The 15075-nt window shown below is 68.4% G+C and carries 13 protein-coding genes; 6 read left to right on the top strand and 7 right to left on the bottom strand.

Annotated features, from left to right (window positions below):
* Positions 1-255: 255 nt before the first annotated feature.
* Positions 256-1164, top strand: coding sequence for a pyridoxal kinase (pdxY, locus tag SSKA14_RS15060; RefSeq protein WP_008265640.1), 909 nt, complete (start codon positions 256-258; stop codon positions 1162-1164).
* A complete protein-coding gene (locus SSKA14_RS15055; RefSeq protein ID WP_008268680.1) occupies positions 1161-2285 on the top strand; it encodes a prephenate dehydrogenase in 1125 nt (374 codons plus the stop codon). The genes pdxY and SSKA14_RS15055 overlap by 4 nt, the downstream gene beginning before the upstream one ends.
* A 250-nt stretch (positions 2286-2535) precedes the next feature.
* Here SSKA14_RS15055 and SSKA14_RS15050 read toward each other — a convergent pair whose 3' ends face one another.
* The 5 genes from SSKA14_RS15050 to SSKA14_RS15030 all read right to left on the bottom strand — a co-directional run bounded on the left by SSKA14_RS15050 (position 2536) and on the right by SSKA14_RS15030 (position 6728).
* Positions 2536-2730, bottom strand: coding sequence for a hypothetical protein (locus SSKA14_RS15050; protein WP_005416191.1), 195 nt, complete (start codon positions 2728-2730; stop codon positions 2536-2538).
* 76 nt (positions 2731-2806) lie between these two features.
* Entirely contained in the window at positions 2807-4579 is a 1773-nt protein-coding gene (locus SSKA14_RS15045) for an ABC transporter transmembrane domain-containing protein (RefSeq protein WP_008266452.1), read from the bottom strand.
* Positions 4572-5168 carry a YigZ family protein gene (locus tag SSKA14_RS15040; RefSeq protein ID WP_040009731.1) on the bottom strand — a complete coding sequence of 199 codons (597 nt, stop codon included), beginning with the start codon at positions 5166-5168 and terminating at the stop codon, positions 4572-4574. The genes SSKA14_RS15045 and SSKA14_RS15040 overlap by 8 nt, the downstream gene beginning before the upstream one ends.
* Before the next feature lie 40 nt (positions 5169-5208).
* Complete coding sequence (locus SSKA14_RS15035; RefSeq protein WP_008267523.1) at positions 5209-6213, bottom strand: hypothetical protein; 1005 nt, start codon at positions 6211-6213, stop codon at positions 5209-5211.
* On the bottom strand, positions 6210-6728 hold the full coding sequence (locus SSKA14_RS15030; RefSeq protein WP_232281436.1) for an RNA polymerase sigma factor: 519 nt from the start codon (positions 6726-6728) through the stop codon (positions 6210-6212). The genes SSKA14_RS15035 and SSKA14_RS15030 overlap by 4 nt, the downstream gene beginning before the upstream one ends.
* A gap of 247 nt (positions 6729-6975) precedes the next feature.
* On the opposite strand from SSKA14_RS15030, the gene SSKA14_RS15025 reads away from it, so the two are divergent.
* On the top strand, positions 6976-9819 hold the full coding sequence (locus SSKA14_RS15025) for an EAL domain-containing protein (protein ID WP_040007958.1): 2844 nt from the start codon (positions 6976-6978) through the stop codon (positions 9817-9819).
* 19 nt (positions 9820-9838) lie between these two features.
* Here the strand turns inward: SSKA14_RS15025 and SSKA14_RS15020 are convergent, their stop codons facing one another.
* Positions 9839-10432, bottom strand: a complete 594-nt coding sequence (locus SSKA14_RS15020; protein WP_006434211.1) for a TIGR00730 family Rossman fold protein — start codon at positions 10430-10432, stop codon at positions 9839-9841.
* Between the two features lie 101 nt (positions 10433-10533).
* Positions 10534-12030 carry an aminotransferase class III-fold pyridoxal phosphate-dependent enzyme gene (locus SSKA14_RS15015; protein WP_008265393.1) on the bottom strand — a complete coding sequence of 499 codons (1497 nt, stop codon included), beginning with the start codon at positions 12028-12030 and terminating at the stop codon, positions 10534-10536.
* Positions 12031-12240: 210 nt separating this feature from the next.
* Here SSKA14_RS15015 and queA point away from each other — a divergent pair, with 210 nt between their 5' ends.
* The 3 genes from queA to yajC all read left to right on the top strand — a co-directional run bounded on the left by queA (position 12241) and on the right by yajC (position 15057).
* Complete coding sequence (gene queA, locus SSKA14_RS15010; protein ID WP_008266666.1) at positions 12241-13308, top strand: tRNA preQ1(34) S-adenosylmethionine ribosyltransferase-isomerase QueA; 1068 nt, start codon at positions 12241-12243, stop codon at positions 13306-13308.
* A 139-nt stretch (positions 13309-13447) separates the two neighbouring features.
* Positions 13448-14578: a tRNA guanosine(34) transglycosylase Tgt gene (gene tgt / locus SSKA14_RS15005; protein ID WP_006434331.1), complete on the top strand. Its 1131-nt coding sequence runs from the start codon at positions 13448-13450 to the stop codon at positions 14576-14578.
* 134 nt (positions 14579-14712) lie between these two features.
* A complete protein-coding gene (gene yajC / locus SSKA14_RS15000) occupies positions 14713-15057 on the top strand; it encodes a preprotein translocase subunit YajC (protein ID WP_006434333.1) in 345 nt (114 codons plus the stop codon).
* Positions 15058-15075 lie beyond the last annotated feature (18 nt).

Below are 15075 nucleotides of genomic sequence, written 5' to 3'. Positions count from 1 at the left end.
CCGCGGCATGGATGCCGCGGCCAAGCCCCCATGGGTGAGGGCGCTTTGCTTGCGAAGCACTGCTTCGCAAGCGCCCGAACGCACAGCCGCCAGCGGCTGGGCCGGACCGCGGAGCGGGGTTCACGGCGTCCCCGCACTCCGACACCGCCCTGCCATCCCAGGGAATGCGAGCTTTTGACGTTGCCGTTGCCGTTGCTTCGGCAGGTGCAGGGCTGCAAGCCCTGCCGAACCCTCCACCGGGCGTAGAATGCTGGCATGAGCGAATCCCTCGACAACCATCTGGTCCACGGCCGCCGCCAGCGGCCCGACGGCCCATCGCCGATCGATGTCATCTCGGTCCAGTCGCAACTTGTCTACGGCCACGCCGGCAACAGCGCCGCCGTTCCGCCGATGCGCGCGCTCGGCGTGCGCGTGGCGGAAATCCCGACCGTGCTGCTGAGCAACGCGCCGTTCTACGACACCACCCGCGGCCGCGTGCTGCCCGCCGACTGGTTCGCCGATCTGCTGCTCGGTACCCGCGAACGCGGCCTGCCGCAGCGGGCAAAGATGCTGGTGTCCGGCTACTTCGGCAGCACCGCCAACGGTGCCGCGTTCGCCGACTGGCTGGACGAGATCCTGCCGGCCTGCCCGCAGCTGCGCTACTGCCTGGACCCGGTGATCGGCGATACCCATACCGGGCCCTATGTCGAGCCTGGCCTGGAAGCGATCTTCGCCGAGCGCCTGCTGCCGCACGCCTGGCTGGTCACGCCGAATGCATTCGAACTGAATCGCCTCACCGGCATGCCCGCACTGGCCGAGGCCGATGCCATTGCTGCCGCCCGTGCGCTGCTGGCGCGTGGTCCGCAGTGGGTGATCGCGCACAGCGTCGGTGGAAACCCCGGTGAGCTGGTAACCCTGGCGGTCGGTCGCGAGGAAACCTGGCGCTGGACCTCGCCGCTGCTGCCGGTGGATGTGGCCGGCACCGGCGATGTGCTGATGTCACTGGTGGTGTCGTTCCTGCTGCGCGGCGAATCGATGCAGCAGGCGATCTCGCGCGCCATTGCCGGTACCCATGCGGCGCTGGAGGCGACCCTGGACAACGGCTTCGAAGAGTTCGACGTGATCGCCGCGGCGCCCGCCGCACTGGCCGAAGGCACGCGCTTCCGCGCCGAACGCGTGGCATGAGCGGTCTGCACGAACGCACGCCGCGCACGGTCGGTATCGTCGGCAGCGCCGGCGCCTACGGGCGCTGGCTGAGCCGCTTCTTCCAGCAGCACATGCAGCTGCAGGTGATCGGCCACGATCCCGCGGACCCGGCGTCGCACACGCCGGAGCAGCTGTTGGCGCAGGCTGACGTGCTGGTGTTCTCGGCACCGATCCGGCACACGCCCGCGCTGATCGCCCAGTACGTGCAGCAGTCGGCGGGGCGCGAGCAAGACCGCCTGTGGCTGGACGTCACGTCGGTGAAGGAAGCGCCGGTGCAGGCGATGCTGGCCTCGCAGGCCGAAGTGGTCGGCCTGCATCCGATGACCGCGCCGCCCAAGGCGCCGACGCTGAAAGGCCGGGTGATGGTGGTGTGCGAATCGCGGCTGCAGCACTGGCAGTCGTGGGTCGACGCGTTGTGCGCGGCGCTGCAGGCCGAGTGCGTGCGTGCCACCCCGCAGCACCATGACCAGATGATGGCGCTGGTACAGGCGATGGTGCATGCCAGCCACCTGGCCCAGGCAGGCGTGCTGCGCCAGTATCAGCCGCAGCTGGGCGATCTGGCCGCGATGATGCCGTATCGTTCGGCGTCGTTCGAGCTGGATACCGCGATCATTTCACGCATCCTGTCGTTGAATCCGGCCATCTACGAAGACATCCAGTTCGGCAACCCGTACGTGGCGCCGATGCTGGAGCGGCTGATCGGCCAGTTGCAGGCCCTGCAGTCGCAGGTCGGGCAGGGCGACGACGGTGCACGCGGCGCATTCCGTGAGCAGCTGTTGTCGGCCAACCGCAGCGCCTTCGGCGAGCAGGCGCTGGCTGACGGCAACTACACCTTCGAGCGGGTGGGCTACCTGCTGGCGGACCTGACCGAGCGCAATGCGCTGTCGGTGCATCTGCCAGAAGACCGGCCCGGTTCGCTGCGTGAGCTGCTGAATGTGTTCGAGCAGCACCGCACCAGCCTGGCCTCGATCCACTCCTCGCGCACGCCAGGCGGCGAAGTGCATTTCCGTATCGGTTTCGTGGCGGGTAGCGACCCGGCAGCGATCGCAGCGGCGGCGGCCAAGGTGGACGCCAGCGGCATCGGCCGGGTGCTCGGCTGAATTCATCCACAGGCAGTGTGGATGATTTCTGAGCAAACGTGTGGATAACCGCATGCAGGCCTTGGCACGCAAGGCTGTCAAGATGCCTGGCGATAAATTGGCCACGCCTCTTGTTGCGTCGAGACATGCTCGACCGCCCTTGGCACAAAGCGTGTCGACCAAGGTCGACACCTACCAGAGCGGGGCGATGCGCAATCCCCAGAGCGGGGCGATGCGGAATCAGGTGGCGCCGGGCCATGCCCGGCAAACCTCAGATCGTCAGCCGCAGCTCGCCGCCGCTGGTGGTGAACTCGCGGCCGTTGCGCACCAGCTGGCGGCCATCATCCAGCTCGTAGCGGGGCGTGGCCTCGGAGTGGTGCCCGCTGCCATTCGCCTCGGGCTTGAACTCGATGATGATGTGGCTTTCGCCATTGCTGTCGACGGCGGGAAACTGACGGAACGACATCGTGCACCTCCTTCTACGGACTACGAACGCTGCTTTTCATCGCCAGCTTGGTCCGGCCGATGTTAGGCGACCGTCATCAATCGATGAACTGCAGCCTTGCCAGTTCAGCGTACAGACCGCCTTCGGCCAGCAACTGTGCGTGCGTGCCCTCGGCCACGATACGGCCCTGGTCCATCACCACGATGCGGTCGGCCTTGAGCACGGTGGCCAGGCGGTGGGCGATCACCAGCGTCGTGCGACCGGCCATCAACCGCTCCAGCGCCTGCTGCACGCTGTACTCGCTCTGCGCGTCCAGCGCGCTGGTGGCTTCGTCCAGCAGCAGGATCGGTGCGTCCTTCAGCAGGGCACGGGCAATCGCCACGCGCTGCTGCTGGCCGCCGGAGAGGCGGGCGCCGCGCTCACCCAGTTCACTGTCGTAGCCCTGCGGCAACGCACGCAGGAAGCCATCGGCCTCGGCCGCGCGTGCGGCCTGTGCGACCTCGTCGTCGCTGGCCTGCAGGCGTCCATAGCGGATGTTCTCGCGCGCACTGGCCGCGAACAACGTCGGCTGCTGCGGTACCAGTGCCAGCTGCGCGCGCAGTTCGGCCGGGTCGGCCTGGCGCACGTCGACGCCATCCACGCAGATGCGGCCGCTGGCCGGATCGTGGAATCGCAGCAGCATCGACAGCACCGTGCTCTTGCCGGCGCCGGACGGGCCGACCAGGGCCACGGTCTCGCCGGGCCGCACGTGCAGGGTGAAATGATCCAGCGCGGCCTGGTCCGGCCGCTGCGGGTAATGGAACACCACATCGTCGAACTGGATTTCGCCACGCAGCGGCTGCGGCAGCGCGTGCGGCTGTGCCGGCGCACGGATCTCGATGTCCTCCTGCAGCAGTTCACCGATGCGGCCCATGCCGCCGGCCGCCCGCTGCAGCTCGTTCCAGACTTCGGCCAGCGCGCCGACCGAGCCACCGCCGATCAGCGCGTACAGCACGAACTGGCCCAGCGTGCCGGCGCTCAGGCGCCCATCGATCACATCGTGTGCGCCCAGCCAGAGCACCCCCACGATGGCGCCGAACACCAGCAGGATGGCGCTGGCAGTAACCAGCGACTGCGCGCCGATGCGGCGGCGTGCGGCCTTGATCGCATCGCCAAGCGCATGGTCGAAACGGCCGCGCTCGTAAGGCTCTCGGGCATGGGCCTGCACCGTACGCACCGCACCAAGGGTCTCGCTGGCCAGGCTGTTGGCATCGGCGATGCGGTCCTGGCTGTTGCGCGCGACGGTGCGCAGCTTGCGCGCGCCGATGATGATCGGCAGTACCGCCAGCGGGATGCCGAGCAGCGACCACGCTGCCAGCCTCGGGCTGGTGACGAACAGCATCGCCAGGCTGCCGACCACGGTCACGCTGCTGCGCAGGGCGACCGACATCGTTGAACCGACCACGCTGCGCAGCAGTTCGGTGTCGGCGGTCAGCCGCGAGACAAGTTCACCGCTGCGGCTGCGGTCGTGGAAGCCGGCGCCCAGCTGGATCAGATGCGCGTACAACTGGCTGCGCAGGTCGGCGACGACCTTTTCGCCCAACAGCGACACGAAGTAGAAGCGCGCCGCGGTGCCCAGCGCCATCACCACCGCTACCAGCATCAGCAGGGCGAAGGCACGGTTGATCTGGCCGCCGCTGCTGAAGCCGTGGTCGATCATCTGCTTCACGGCCGGTGGCAGGCTCAGCGTAGCCGCCGAGGACACGGCCAGGGCCAGCAGCCAGGCCGTGAACAGGCCACTGTGGCGGCGCACGAACGGCCATAGCGTGCGCAGGCTGCCAAGGCGGCGCAGCGGCGGGGTCGAAGCGGGGGCGTCGTCCTTGTCAGTCATCCTGGTCGTCATCTTGTATGCGGATACGGTCACGGGTGGCGTCGCGCAGGCGGGTTTTCAATGCGTCGACCTGATCGGCAGGCAATTCGATCCGCAGGCACACGCCATTGGCATCGAACTGTTCATCACGCTTCCCGGCGCCAAAGGCGGGAAGGGTGGCGTGCAGGCTGCCCAGGTCCTCGAAGCCGGCCAGCAGCTGCAGGCGGGCCATGGTGACCAACGGCAGGCGTGGCGCGGTACGCAGGCACTCTGCGGCGGCACCGCCGTAGGCGCGGACCAGCCCGCCGGCACCGAGCTTGATGCCGCCGAACCAGCGCGTCACCACCACCATCACCCGGTCGAAACCCTGGCCATCGATGGCGGCCAGGATCGGCCGCCCGGCCGTACCTGCGGGCTCGCCATCGTCGCTGGAGCGGTAGTCCTGCCCATGGCGGTAAGCCCAGCAGTTGTGCGTGGCATCGGCCACTGCAACCTGCTGCAGGAACGCCATCGCCGCCGCGGCGCCATCAATCGGCGTGGCATGGGCAATGAAGCGGCTGTGCTTGACTTCCAGCGTGTGGCTGACCGGCTGGGCGAGGGTATCGGGCATCTCCACCATTCTACGGTGTTGCGCCCGGCCTCCGTGGGTATCAGTCGTCCAGCAACGGGCGCAGGTCGCGCGGCAGGCGCGATTCCGGATACTGCTCGATGTAGCGTTCCAGGCTGGCGCGGGCAAGGTCGCGCTGGCCCGCATCGCGGCGGTCACGGATTTTTTCCAGCCACTGCCGGCGCGGCAGGCGCGCGTCGGCGCCGACTTCGGCCTGCACCGCATCGGCGCTCAGGCTGGCATCGCTGCTGCGGCGCATGACGCCTGCCGCGGAACGGCCGGCGGCCTCGCGCTTCATCGAGGTGATCTGCACCCGATCCAGTGCCTGCGCCGGATCGGCGTTGGCTGCGGCGTCGTCCATGGCCGCTTCGGCCGTGCGTGCCTTGAGCGCCGCAGCCGGTGCCGGCGCGAATGCCGGAGCAGGTGCCGAGTAGGCAGCCGGGGCCGGTGGCGCAGGCGGTGCCGCTGCTGGCGCGGCCGACTGCGTGGCAAAAGGCGTATCGGCGGCGGCCTCCGCCGCTCTTGAGCGCGCGGCGTGTGCCGGTGCGTGCACGGGTGCAAGCTTGGGCGCTGCCGTACTTGCGGGTGCGCGCGCGGCGGAAGCCGGTGCGGGCGTGGGTGCCGCCATCGGAGCAGCCTCGGGCGTTGCCGGTGGTGCGGCCGGTTCTGCGGTTGCCGCCATGCTGTCCGCGGCACCGTCCGCAGCAGGCGGCGCGTCGGCTGCGATCCCGGCAGCAGCGGGCGCGGCAGCGACGGCTGCTTCACCTGCCGGGACCGGTGGTGGTTCCGGGCGCAGCTGCCAGGCGATGCCGATGGTGAACACCATCGAGGCGGCGATACCGAACACGGCCGGCCAACGCGAGCGTGAGCGCCGTGCGCGTGGCGCTTCCGGGGAGGCGGCGGTTGCGGCGGCCGGTGCGTCCACGGCGGCGCGCGCCGCGGCCAGGATGGCGGCATCGAGCGCGGCCGGCGGTGCCTGTTCGGCGCGACGGCCGAGCAGGCGGGCCAACTCGCGTTCTTCCGGCGTCAGCGGTTCGTCTCGGTTCATGCGTTCAATCCCGCACGCAGCTTGTCCATCGCATAGCGCAGCCGCGATTTCACTGTTTCCCGGCCTACGCCGGTGATCTGGCCGATCTCCTCCAGGCTCAGTTCCTGATCCAGCCGAAGCTGCAGCACTTCGCGCTGCTCGGGCGGCAATTGTTCCATCGCCAGCTGGATGCGGCGACGTTGTTCGAATTCGGACAGTTCGGCTTCCGGGGTCTGCCCATCCTCGATCGCGGCCAGGCGCAGGTCGGCGTCGGCCGGTGCGGAGGGACGATGGCGGGCGGCACGCCAGTGATCGTTCAAGCGGTTATGGGCGATGCGGAACAGCCAGGTGCTGAATGCCGCCTCGGGCTGCCAGCCGGCGCGGGCGCTGATCACCCGCTGCCAGACGTCCTGGAAGATCTCCTCGGCCAGCGCATTGTCGCGCAGTTGCCGCAGCAGGAAGCCGAACAGCCGCTTGCGATGGCGCGCATACAGGCTTTCGAACGCGCGCAGGTCGCCACCGGCCCAGGCCAGCATCAAGGCTTCATCGGTTGGCAATGCGCTGGCTTCCACGGCGTACAGGGTAAGGCCTGCAGGCGATGGCGCATAGCCGGTGGCGAGGGCGGGCAGGGCAGGGTTCATGGCGCGCAAGGGGCTACGGACAGCAGGAAAAACGTACGGGCGCACGATTCGGGGTTTGCGGGCTTCCATTGCCCCCCGGGTGGCGCGCTATGCTCGACGGCTCAGGGGAGGCGACGCACAGACGGCGCCAAGAGATTGTCATTTGTCCACGTATGCTGAACCGGCGGAAGAGCCACCACACGAGGTCGTGCTGAGCACGGCGCTGGTGCGCGCGCTGCATGCGCTGTTGCCGGAGTCGGCGGTGGTCCGCGTGGGTTGGGACGACCCGCAGCTGGGCCGTGGCCAGGGCGGATGGCCCTTGCTGGCGGTGACGGATTGCGCATCCGGTGAACCCGGCATCGGCGATGGCCAGCACGGCTGGGAGTACGACGGTGCGCGGCTGCTGCTGTCGGTGGCCGGCGCGGCGCCCTCGTCCGCGTGGTGGGGGCTGGCCCGGCAGGCGATGGAGCTGGCGCTGCAGCGTGGCCGCCAGGCCGGGCAGATCAAGGCGCTGGAAGAGGCCGAGCGCCTGCAGCAGGCGTTGTTCCAGATCGCCGACCTGGCCGGTGCCGACCTTGAGATGGGCGAGATGCTGCGCCACGTGCACGGCGTGCTGGGCACGCTGATGTACGCGCAGAACTGCTACATCGTCGAGTACGACGATGTGCGGGACCAGATCCGCTTCCTGTACTTCGCCGACCAGGTGGATGATTTCGTGGCCGATCCATCGCAGAGCCACGCGGCCAGCGAGATGCCACGCAGCCTGACCGTGGCGCTGCTGCGCCATGGCAGGCCGCTCAGTGGTCCCTCGCGCGAGCTGCTGGCGCGGGTGATGGAGCAGGAGCACGACCCCCAGCGCGGCCCCGAAAGCCTGGACTGGCTGGGCGTGCCGATGCTGCGCGATGGCCGCGTATGTGGCGCCATCGTGGTGCAGAGCTACGAGCAGGCTGCCCGCTACGGTGAGGCAGAGCGGGCCCTGCTGGGGTTCGTGGCCCAGCACGTGCAGACCGCCATGGACCGGCGCCAGGCGCAGGTACGGCTGGAGCAGCAGGTGGAACGGCGCACCCAGGAACTGCGACGTGCCAACCACAGCCTGCAGGATGAAGTGACCGAGCGCCGCCGCGCCGAACAGCTGCAGACCGCGCTGTACAACATTGCCGAGATGGCGATGTCGGCCGACAGCCTGGCCCAGTTCTACGGGCAGGTGCATGGCGTGGTCGGGCGCCTGCTCGATGCGCGCAACTTCTACATCGCGCTGGTCAACCCGGCGGGCAATGGACTGGATTTCGTCTATTCGGTGGACGAGCACAATGCCAGTCGTGCGCCGCGACCGTTCAGCCGCGGCCTGACCGAGTACGTGGTGCGCAACCGGCGCCCGCTGCTGGCCTCGCGTGCGCAGATCGACGCGCTGCTGGCCACCGGCGAAGTGCGCGAATCCGGCGCCCGCTCGCATTGCTGGCTGGGTGTGCCCCTGCTGCGCGACGATGAAGTGGTGGGCGCGATCGTGGTGCAGAGCTACAGCGAGAGCAGCACGTTCAGCGTGCACGACCAGCGCCTGCTGACCTTCGTCGCGCAGAACATCGGCACCGGGCTGGCCCGCCAACGTGACCAGCAGCGTCTGCGTTCGGCGCATGCCGAGCTGGAAAAGCGGGTGGAGGAGCGTACCCGCGAACTGGCCGAGGTGAACGAAAAGCTACTCGGCCAGATCGGCGAGCGCCTGCGCGCCGAACAGCGCCTGACCCACCAGGCCATGCATGACGCGTTGACCGGCCTGCCCAACCGGTTGCACCTGCTCGACCGCCTGCAGGATGCGCTGGCGCTGGCCAGGCGCGAGGGCGGCCCGGTGTTCGCCGTGCTGTTCCTCGACCTGGATCGTTTCAAGCTGGTCAACGACAGCATCGGCCATGCTGCCGGCGACCGCATGCTGGTGGAAGTGGCCAAGCGCATCGTGTCGATGGCCGGCCCCGAGGATGTTGTGGCGCGGCTGGGCGGCGACGAGTTTGCCGTGCTGCTGCAGTGCCCGCAGGGCCTGGCACAGGCGTTGGACTTCGGCCAGCGGTTGCTGCTGGCGCTGCAGGAATCGATGTGGATCGCCGGGCGCGAGCTGTTCCCGTCCGGCAGCCTGGGCATCGCCTTGTGGAACCCGCGCTACCGTACCGGTGAAGAACTGCTGCGCGATGCCGACGCGGCAATGTACCGGGCCAAGGCACAGGGCCACGATCGTTGCTCGATCTTCGATGAGGACATGCGCGAACAGGCGATGCGCAGCCTCGACCTGGAAGCCGATCTGCGCCGTGCGATCAACAACCGCGATTTCGTTCCCTTCTACCAGCCGATCGTGCGCCTGTCCGATGGCGAAGTGGTCGGGCACGAAGCGCTGCTGCGCTGGCAGCACGAGCGCCGAGGCCTGTTGCTGCCGGGTGCGTTCCTGGAACTGGGCGAGGAAAGCGGGCTGATCGAACAGGTCGACTGGCTGATCTACGAGCAGGTCATCGCCGGCCTGGGCAAGGGCGGCCAGGGCTACGTCTCGGTGAACGTGTCGCCGCGCCATTTCCGTTCAGCGGAATTCAGTGATCGCCTGTTCGGCCTGCTCGACACCTGCGGTGCCGATCCACGCCGGTTGCGCCTGGAGATCACCGAGGTGGCGCTGCTGGACGATGGCCCGCATACGCTGCGTATCCTGCAGGGCCTGCGCGAGCGTGGCATCCAGGTGCAGCTGGACGATTTCGGCACCGGCTTCTCGGCGCTCTCCTACCTGCATCGCTTCCCGATCAGTACGTTGAAGATCGACCAGAGCTTCATCGCCGGCCTGCATGGCCCGGAAGTGCAGAGCACGCGCGCGCTGGTGGAAGGCGTGTTGTCGCTGGCGCGCACGCTGGGCATCGAGACCATCGGTGAAGGCATCGAGACCGAGGCGCAGCGGCAGACCCTGCGCGAACTCGGCTGTGATTACGGCCAGGGCTACCTGCTGGGCCGGCCCGCGCCCCGGGTGCACGCGGTGGCCTGAGCCGCCGCGTGCTGTTGCATCAGCGCAGGGCGGCGCGGCGTTTTTCGTCAATCCACTTCGATGCCTGGGCAGGCTGGTAGTTCTGCATCCAGGTCAGCATCTCTTCGATGTCCGAGCCGTACCACAGGTCCTGGCGCTGGTCCGGATGCAGGAAGCGCTCCTCCACCATGCGATCGATCATGCCGATCAGCGGTGCATAGAAGCCATCCACATCGAGGAACGCGCACGGCTTGTTGCCGATGCCCAGCTGGCGCCAGGTCAGCATCTCGAAGATTTCTTCCATTGTCCCGAAGCCGCCGGGCAGGGCAACGAAGCCATCGGCCAGGTCGAACATGCGCGACTTGCGCTCGTGCATCGAGCCGACGATCTCCAGTTCGGTCAGGCCGCGATGGGCTACCTCCCAGTCGGCCAGCTGGCGCGGGATCACGCCGGTTACTTCGCCGCCGGCGGCAAGTACGGCGTTGGCCACGGTTCCCATCAGGCCGACGTTGCCGCCGCCGTACACCAGGCGCAGGCCGTCGCGGGCGATGCGGTCACCCAGGGCAATGGCGCGCTCGGTATAGGCCGGCTTGCTGCCAGCGTTGGAGCCACAGTAGACGCAGATGGACTTCATGGGGGTTCCTGTCTCTTGGTGCGGAAACGAAAACGCCCCGCCGGCGACCGGGTCAGCGGTCGCGGGCGGGGTGTCCATGGAGTATGACGCGTTGGGCGTTCTTACGCTGCGGCGGCCTGCTCGCGGCGCGGGCCTTCGCGCAGGGCGCGGCCGACCATGCCCACCAGCAGGTCCAGCTCCTCGCTGTCCATGCCGAAGTGCGGGGTGAAGCGCAGCGAGTTCTCGCCACCGTGGATCACGTTGATGCCGTGCTGGCGCAGCCACTCCTCGGTGGAATTGGCGCCGTAGCACTTGAACTGCGGGGCCAGCTCGCAGGAGAACAGCAGGCCGGTGCCCTGTACCTTGGTGATCAGACCGCCCAGTTCGCCCTTCAGCTGCTCCAGCTTGCGCACCGCTTCGGCACCCCGTTCGGCGATGTTGGCACGCACCTGCGGGGTCAGCTGGGCGAGGGTGGCGCAGGCCACGTCCAGCGCACGCGGGTTGCTGGTCATGGTGTTGCCATAGATGCCCTTGCGGTACAGCTGCGCGGCATGCTCGGTCACCGCCAGCACCGACAGCGGGTACTGTGCAGCGTTGAGTGCCTTGGAGTAGGTCTCCATGTCCGGCGGGTCCAGGCCTTCGAAGCCCGGATAGTCGACCACCGACAGCACGCCATGCGCACGCAGGCCAGCCTGGATCGAATCGAGCAGCAGCAGGCTGCCGTGTGCACGGGTCAGTTCACGGGCCAGCGCATAGAACGCCGGCGGCACCGAACGGCCCGGGTCGCCTTCGCCCATCACCGGTTCCAGGAACACGGCTTCCACGAACCAGTGGTTGCGCGCAGCATCTTCGAACACCTTGCGCAGGCCAGCCTCATCGTAGGGCGCCACGGTGATCACCGAGTCCTCGCCGCGATAGCTGGCCAGGTGCTGCATGTAGCTCTTGCGGCTGGAATCGGAGTACAGCGCCGGGCGGTCGGTGCGGCCGTGGAAGCTGCCCTTGACCACCACGCGCTTGATCGCCGCGCCAGCGTGGCGGGCACCCGGGTCGGTCTGCAGCTTGGCGTTGACGTCGGCGATGCGGGCCGCCAGGCCGACTGCCTCGGAGCCGGAGTTCAGGCACATGAACCGGGCGAACGGGCAGCCGCCACGGCGGTGGCCGATCTCGGCGCGCAGGGCGGTGACGAAGCGCTGCTGCGACAGGCTCGGGGTCATGATGTTGGCCATCACCTGCGGGCGGGCCATCGCCTCCAGCACGGCATCCGGGGTGTGCCCGAAGCCGAGCATGCCGTAGCCGCCGGCGTCGTACAGCACGGCGCCCTTCAGGGTCACCACCCACGGGCCGCGCGCGGCCAGCGCCACGTACGGGGTGACTGCATCATCGGCGTAGAAATTGACGAAACCATCCTGCATCGCGTCGATCTGCGCCTGCTCGTCCTGCGCCAGCAACGGCCCCAGGTCGGCCTGCACGCGCGCGAATTCCTCGGCGGCGGCCTCCACCGCGGCAACCAGCTGCGGATGGCGGGCGGACAGGGCGGTCAGGGTGGCGTCGTCCAGGCCAGTGGTGAGGCGGGTGCCGGGCTGGTTGCGCAGGGGGGCGAGGCGTTCGATGAAGCTCATTGCAGATCTCCTGAAACAATGGGTCGCACGGGTCTTCAAAAGCAAAACGCGCGTCATCACGCGCGCTTGGGGCAGGCTCGTGCAGCGGACTTCCGGCTCGATGCTAGCACTTGTTTTTTTGCGCGATAACCCCGCAAAAGCCTGCTGCATAGCAGCATTTTGCGCGACGTTCGCCGCGAAGCGCGCCGGCTCGCAGACGCTGGACGTACAATGCGCGCCATTGTCGACCTGTTGCCGCCCACTGCCTTGAAGAAGTCCGATTTCAACTACGACCTGCCGGCCGAACTGATCGCGCAGGCGCCCCTGGCTGAACGTTCCGCCAGCCGCCTGCTGCTGGTGCCCCCCGCCCCGGCAGCCTTCACCGACCTGCAGGTGCGTGACCTGCCGTCGCAGCTGCAGCCGGGCGACCTGCTGGTGTTCAACGACACCCGGGTGATTCCGGCGCGTCTGTTCGGGCAGAAGGCCAGCGGTGGCCGCGTGGAGATCCTGATCGAGCGCCTGCTCGGCGGCCAGCAGGCGCGTGCGCAGGTGGGCGCCAGCAAGTCGCCGAAGGCCGGCAGCCGCATCGCGCTGGATGCCGGCGGCGAAGCCGAAGTGCTGGGCCGCGACGGCGAGTTCTACGTGCTGCAGTTCCATGTGCCCGAATCGCTGGAGCAGTGGCTGCTGCACGCCGGCCGCCTGCCATTGCCGCCGTACATCCAGCGCGAGCCCGGCGTGGACGACCGCGAGCGTTACCAGACGGTGTTCGCGCGTGAAGTGGGCGCGGTGGCCGCACCGACTGCCGGCCTGCATTTCGACGAACCGCTGCTGGCCGCGTTGAAGGACAAGGGCGTGGACTTCGGCCACGTCACCCTGCACGTGGGCGCGGGCACCTTCCAGCCGGTGCGTGCCGATGACCTGAAGGACCACGTGATGCACCGCGAGTGGCTGAACGTCGGCGCCGAGCTGGTTCAGCAGGTGCGGCGCACGCGTGCGGCCGGTGGCCGGGTGATCGGCGTTGGCACCACGGTGGTGCGCGCACTGGAAAGCGCGATGCGCGATGGCGAGCTGCTGCCGTTCGCCGGCGAGACGCAGATCTTCATCACTCCGGGCTACCGCATCCGCAGCGTCGACGCGATGGTGACCAACTTCCACCTGCCGGAAAGCACGCTGCTGATGATGATCTCCGCGTTCGCCGGCAAGGAACGCGTGTTCGAGGCCTACCAGCACGCGATCGAGCAGCGCTACCGCTTCTTCAGCTACGGCGACGCGATGCTGCTGTTCCCGCAGGCGGGCTGAGGAGGCAGGGCACCCTGGGAGGGTAGGGTGCTCTGTGAAGGAGGGCAGCCTGGGAAGGCAAGGCCCCTGTGGGTGCGCACCTTGGTGCGCACGCCTTCTTGGGAGACAATGGGCGACTATTTGCCTGAATGACCGCTCCATGTCCCGACTGCAGTTCCAGCTCAAGACCCGCGACGGCCGTGCCCGCCGTGGCCGCCTGACCTTCCCGCGCGGCACGGTGGAAACGCCGGCCTTCATGCCGGTGGGAACCTATGGCTCGGTCAAGGGCATCCTGCCGGACCAGGTGCGTGCGCTGGGCGCCGAGATCATCCTCGGCAACACCTTCCACCTGTACCTGCGCCCGGGCCTGGACATCATCGCCGACCACGGCGGCCTGCACGGCTTCTGCCGCTGGGATGGCCCGATCCTGACCGACTCCGGTGGCTTCCAGGTGTTCTCGCTGGCCCATCGCCGCAAGATCACCGAGCAGGGCGTGACCTTCGCCTCGCCCACCGATGGCGCCCGCGTGTTCCTGGGCCCGGAGGAGAGCATGAAGATCCAGAAGGTGCTCGATTCGGACGTGGTGATGATCTTCGACGAGTGCACCCCGTACCCGGCCACCGAAGATGTCGCTCGCCGCTCGATGGAGCTGAGCCTGCGCTGGGCCCAGCGCAGCCGCAACGCGCATGACGAGCTGGGCAACGACGCGGCGCTGTTCGGCATCGTCCAGGGCGGCGTGCACACCGACCTGCGCAGCCGCTCGGCCGAGGCCCTGCAGGCGATCGGCTTCGACGGCTACGCCATCGGCGGCCTGGCCGTGGGCGAGCCGGAGCACGAGCGCAATGCCATGCTCGACCACCTGGACCCGGAGCTGCCGGGCGACCGCCCGCGCTATCTGATGGGCGTGGGCCGGCCGGAGGATCTGGTCGAGGGTGTCGCACGCGGCGTGGACATGTTCGACTGCGTGATGCCGACCCGCAACGCCCGCAACGGCCACTATTTCACCTCGTTCGGCACCGTCCGCATCCGCAACTCCCAGTACGCGCGCGACATGGACCCGATCGAGCCGGGCTGCGGCTGCGTGGCCTGCACCGGCGGCTACACCCGCTCCTACCTGCGCCACCTGGACCGCTGCAACGAGATGCTGGCGCCGATGCTGGGCACCCTGCACAACCTGTTCTATTACGAAAAGCTGATGGCCGACATCCGTGCGGCGATCGAGGCGGGAACCTTCCTGGCCTTCCGTGAGTCCTTCTACGCGGCACGGGGGGCGGTCGCGCCGCCCCTGTAACCCGGACACCCCCTGCCAAACGGCCCAAGGACGAACGCCCGGGGCCGTGGCATACTTCAAGGCTGACCCAGATCCGCGGTCGACACCTCGTGCCCGTGAAAGGGCCGAAGCGCCGCCCAACCAAAGGACCAACGATGAACCTGCTTGCCTTCCTGATTCCCGCCGCCCACGCCCAGGCCGCCGGCGGCCAACCGCAGGGCATGGGCCTGACCACGCTGCTGTTCCCGATCATCCTGATCGCCATCATGTACTTCCTGATGATCCGCCCGCAGATGAAGCGGCAGAAGGAGCACAAGGCCATGCTGGAGAAGATCAAGCGTGGCGACGAAGTGCTGACCAACGGCGGCATCGCCGGCATCGTCACCGACATCGGCGACAACTTCATCACCATCGAAGTGGCTGACAACGTGCGCATCCGCGTGCAGAAGGGCGCTGTCGGCAACGTGCTGCCGGCCGGTACCCTGAAGTCGGCCCAGTAAGCCACTCCCTTTCCGAAG

This window comes from Stenotrophomonas sp. SKA14, assembly GCF_000158575.1.
GTDB lineage: Bacteria > Pseudomonadota > Gammaproteobacteria > Xanthomonadales > Xanthomonadaceae > Stenotrophomonas > Stenotrophomonas forensis.
The sequence above is the reverse complement of the archived record's forward strand: the minus strand, read 5'-3'. Positions and strand labels throughout refer to the sequence as shown.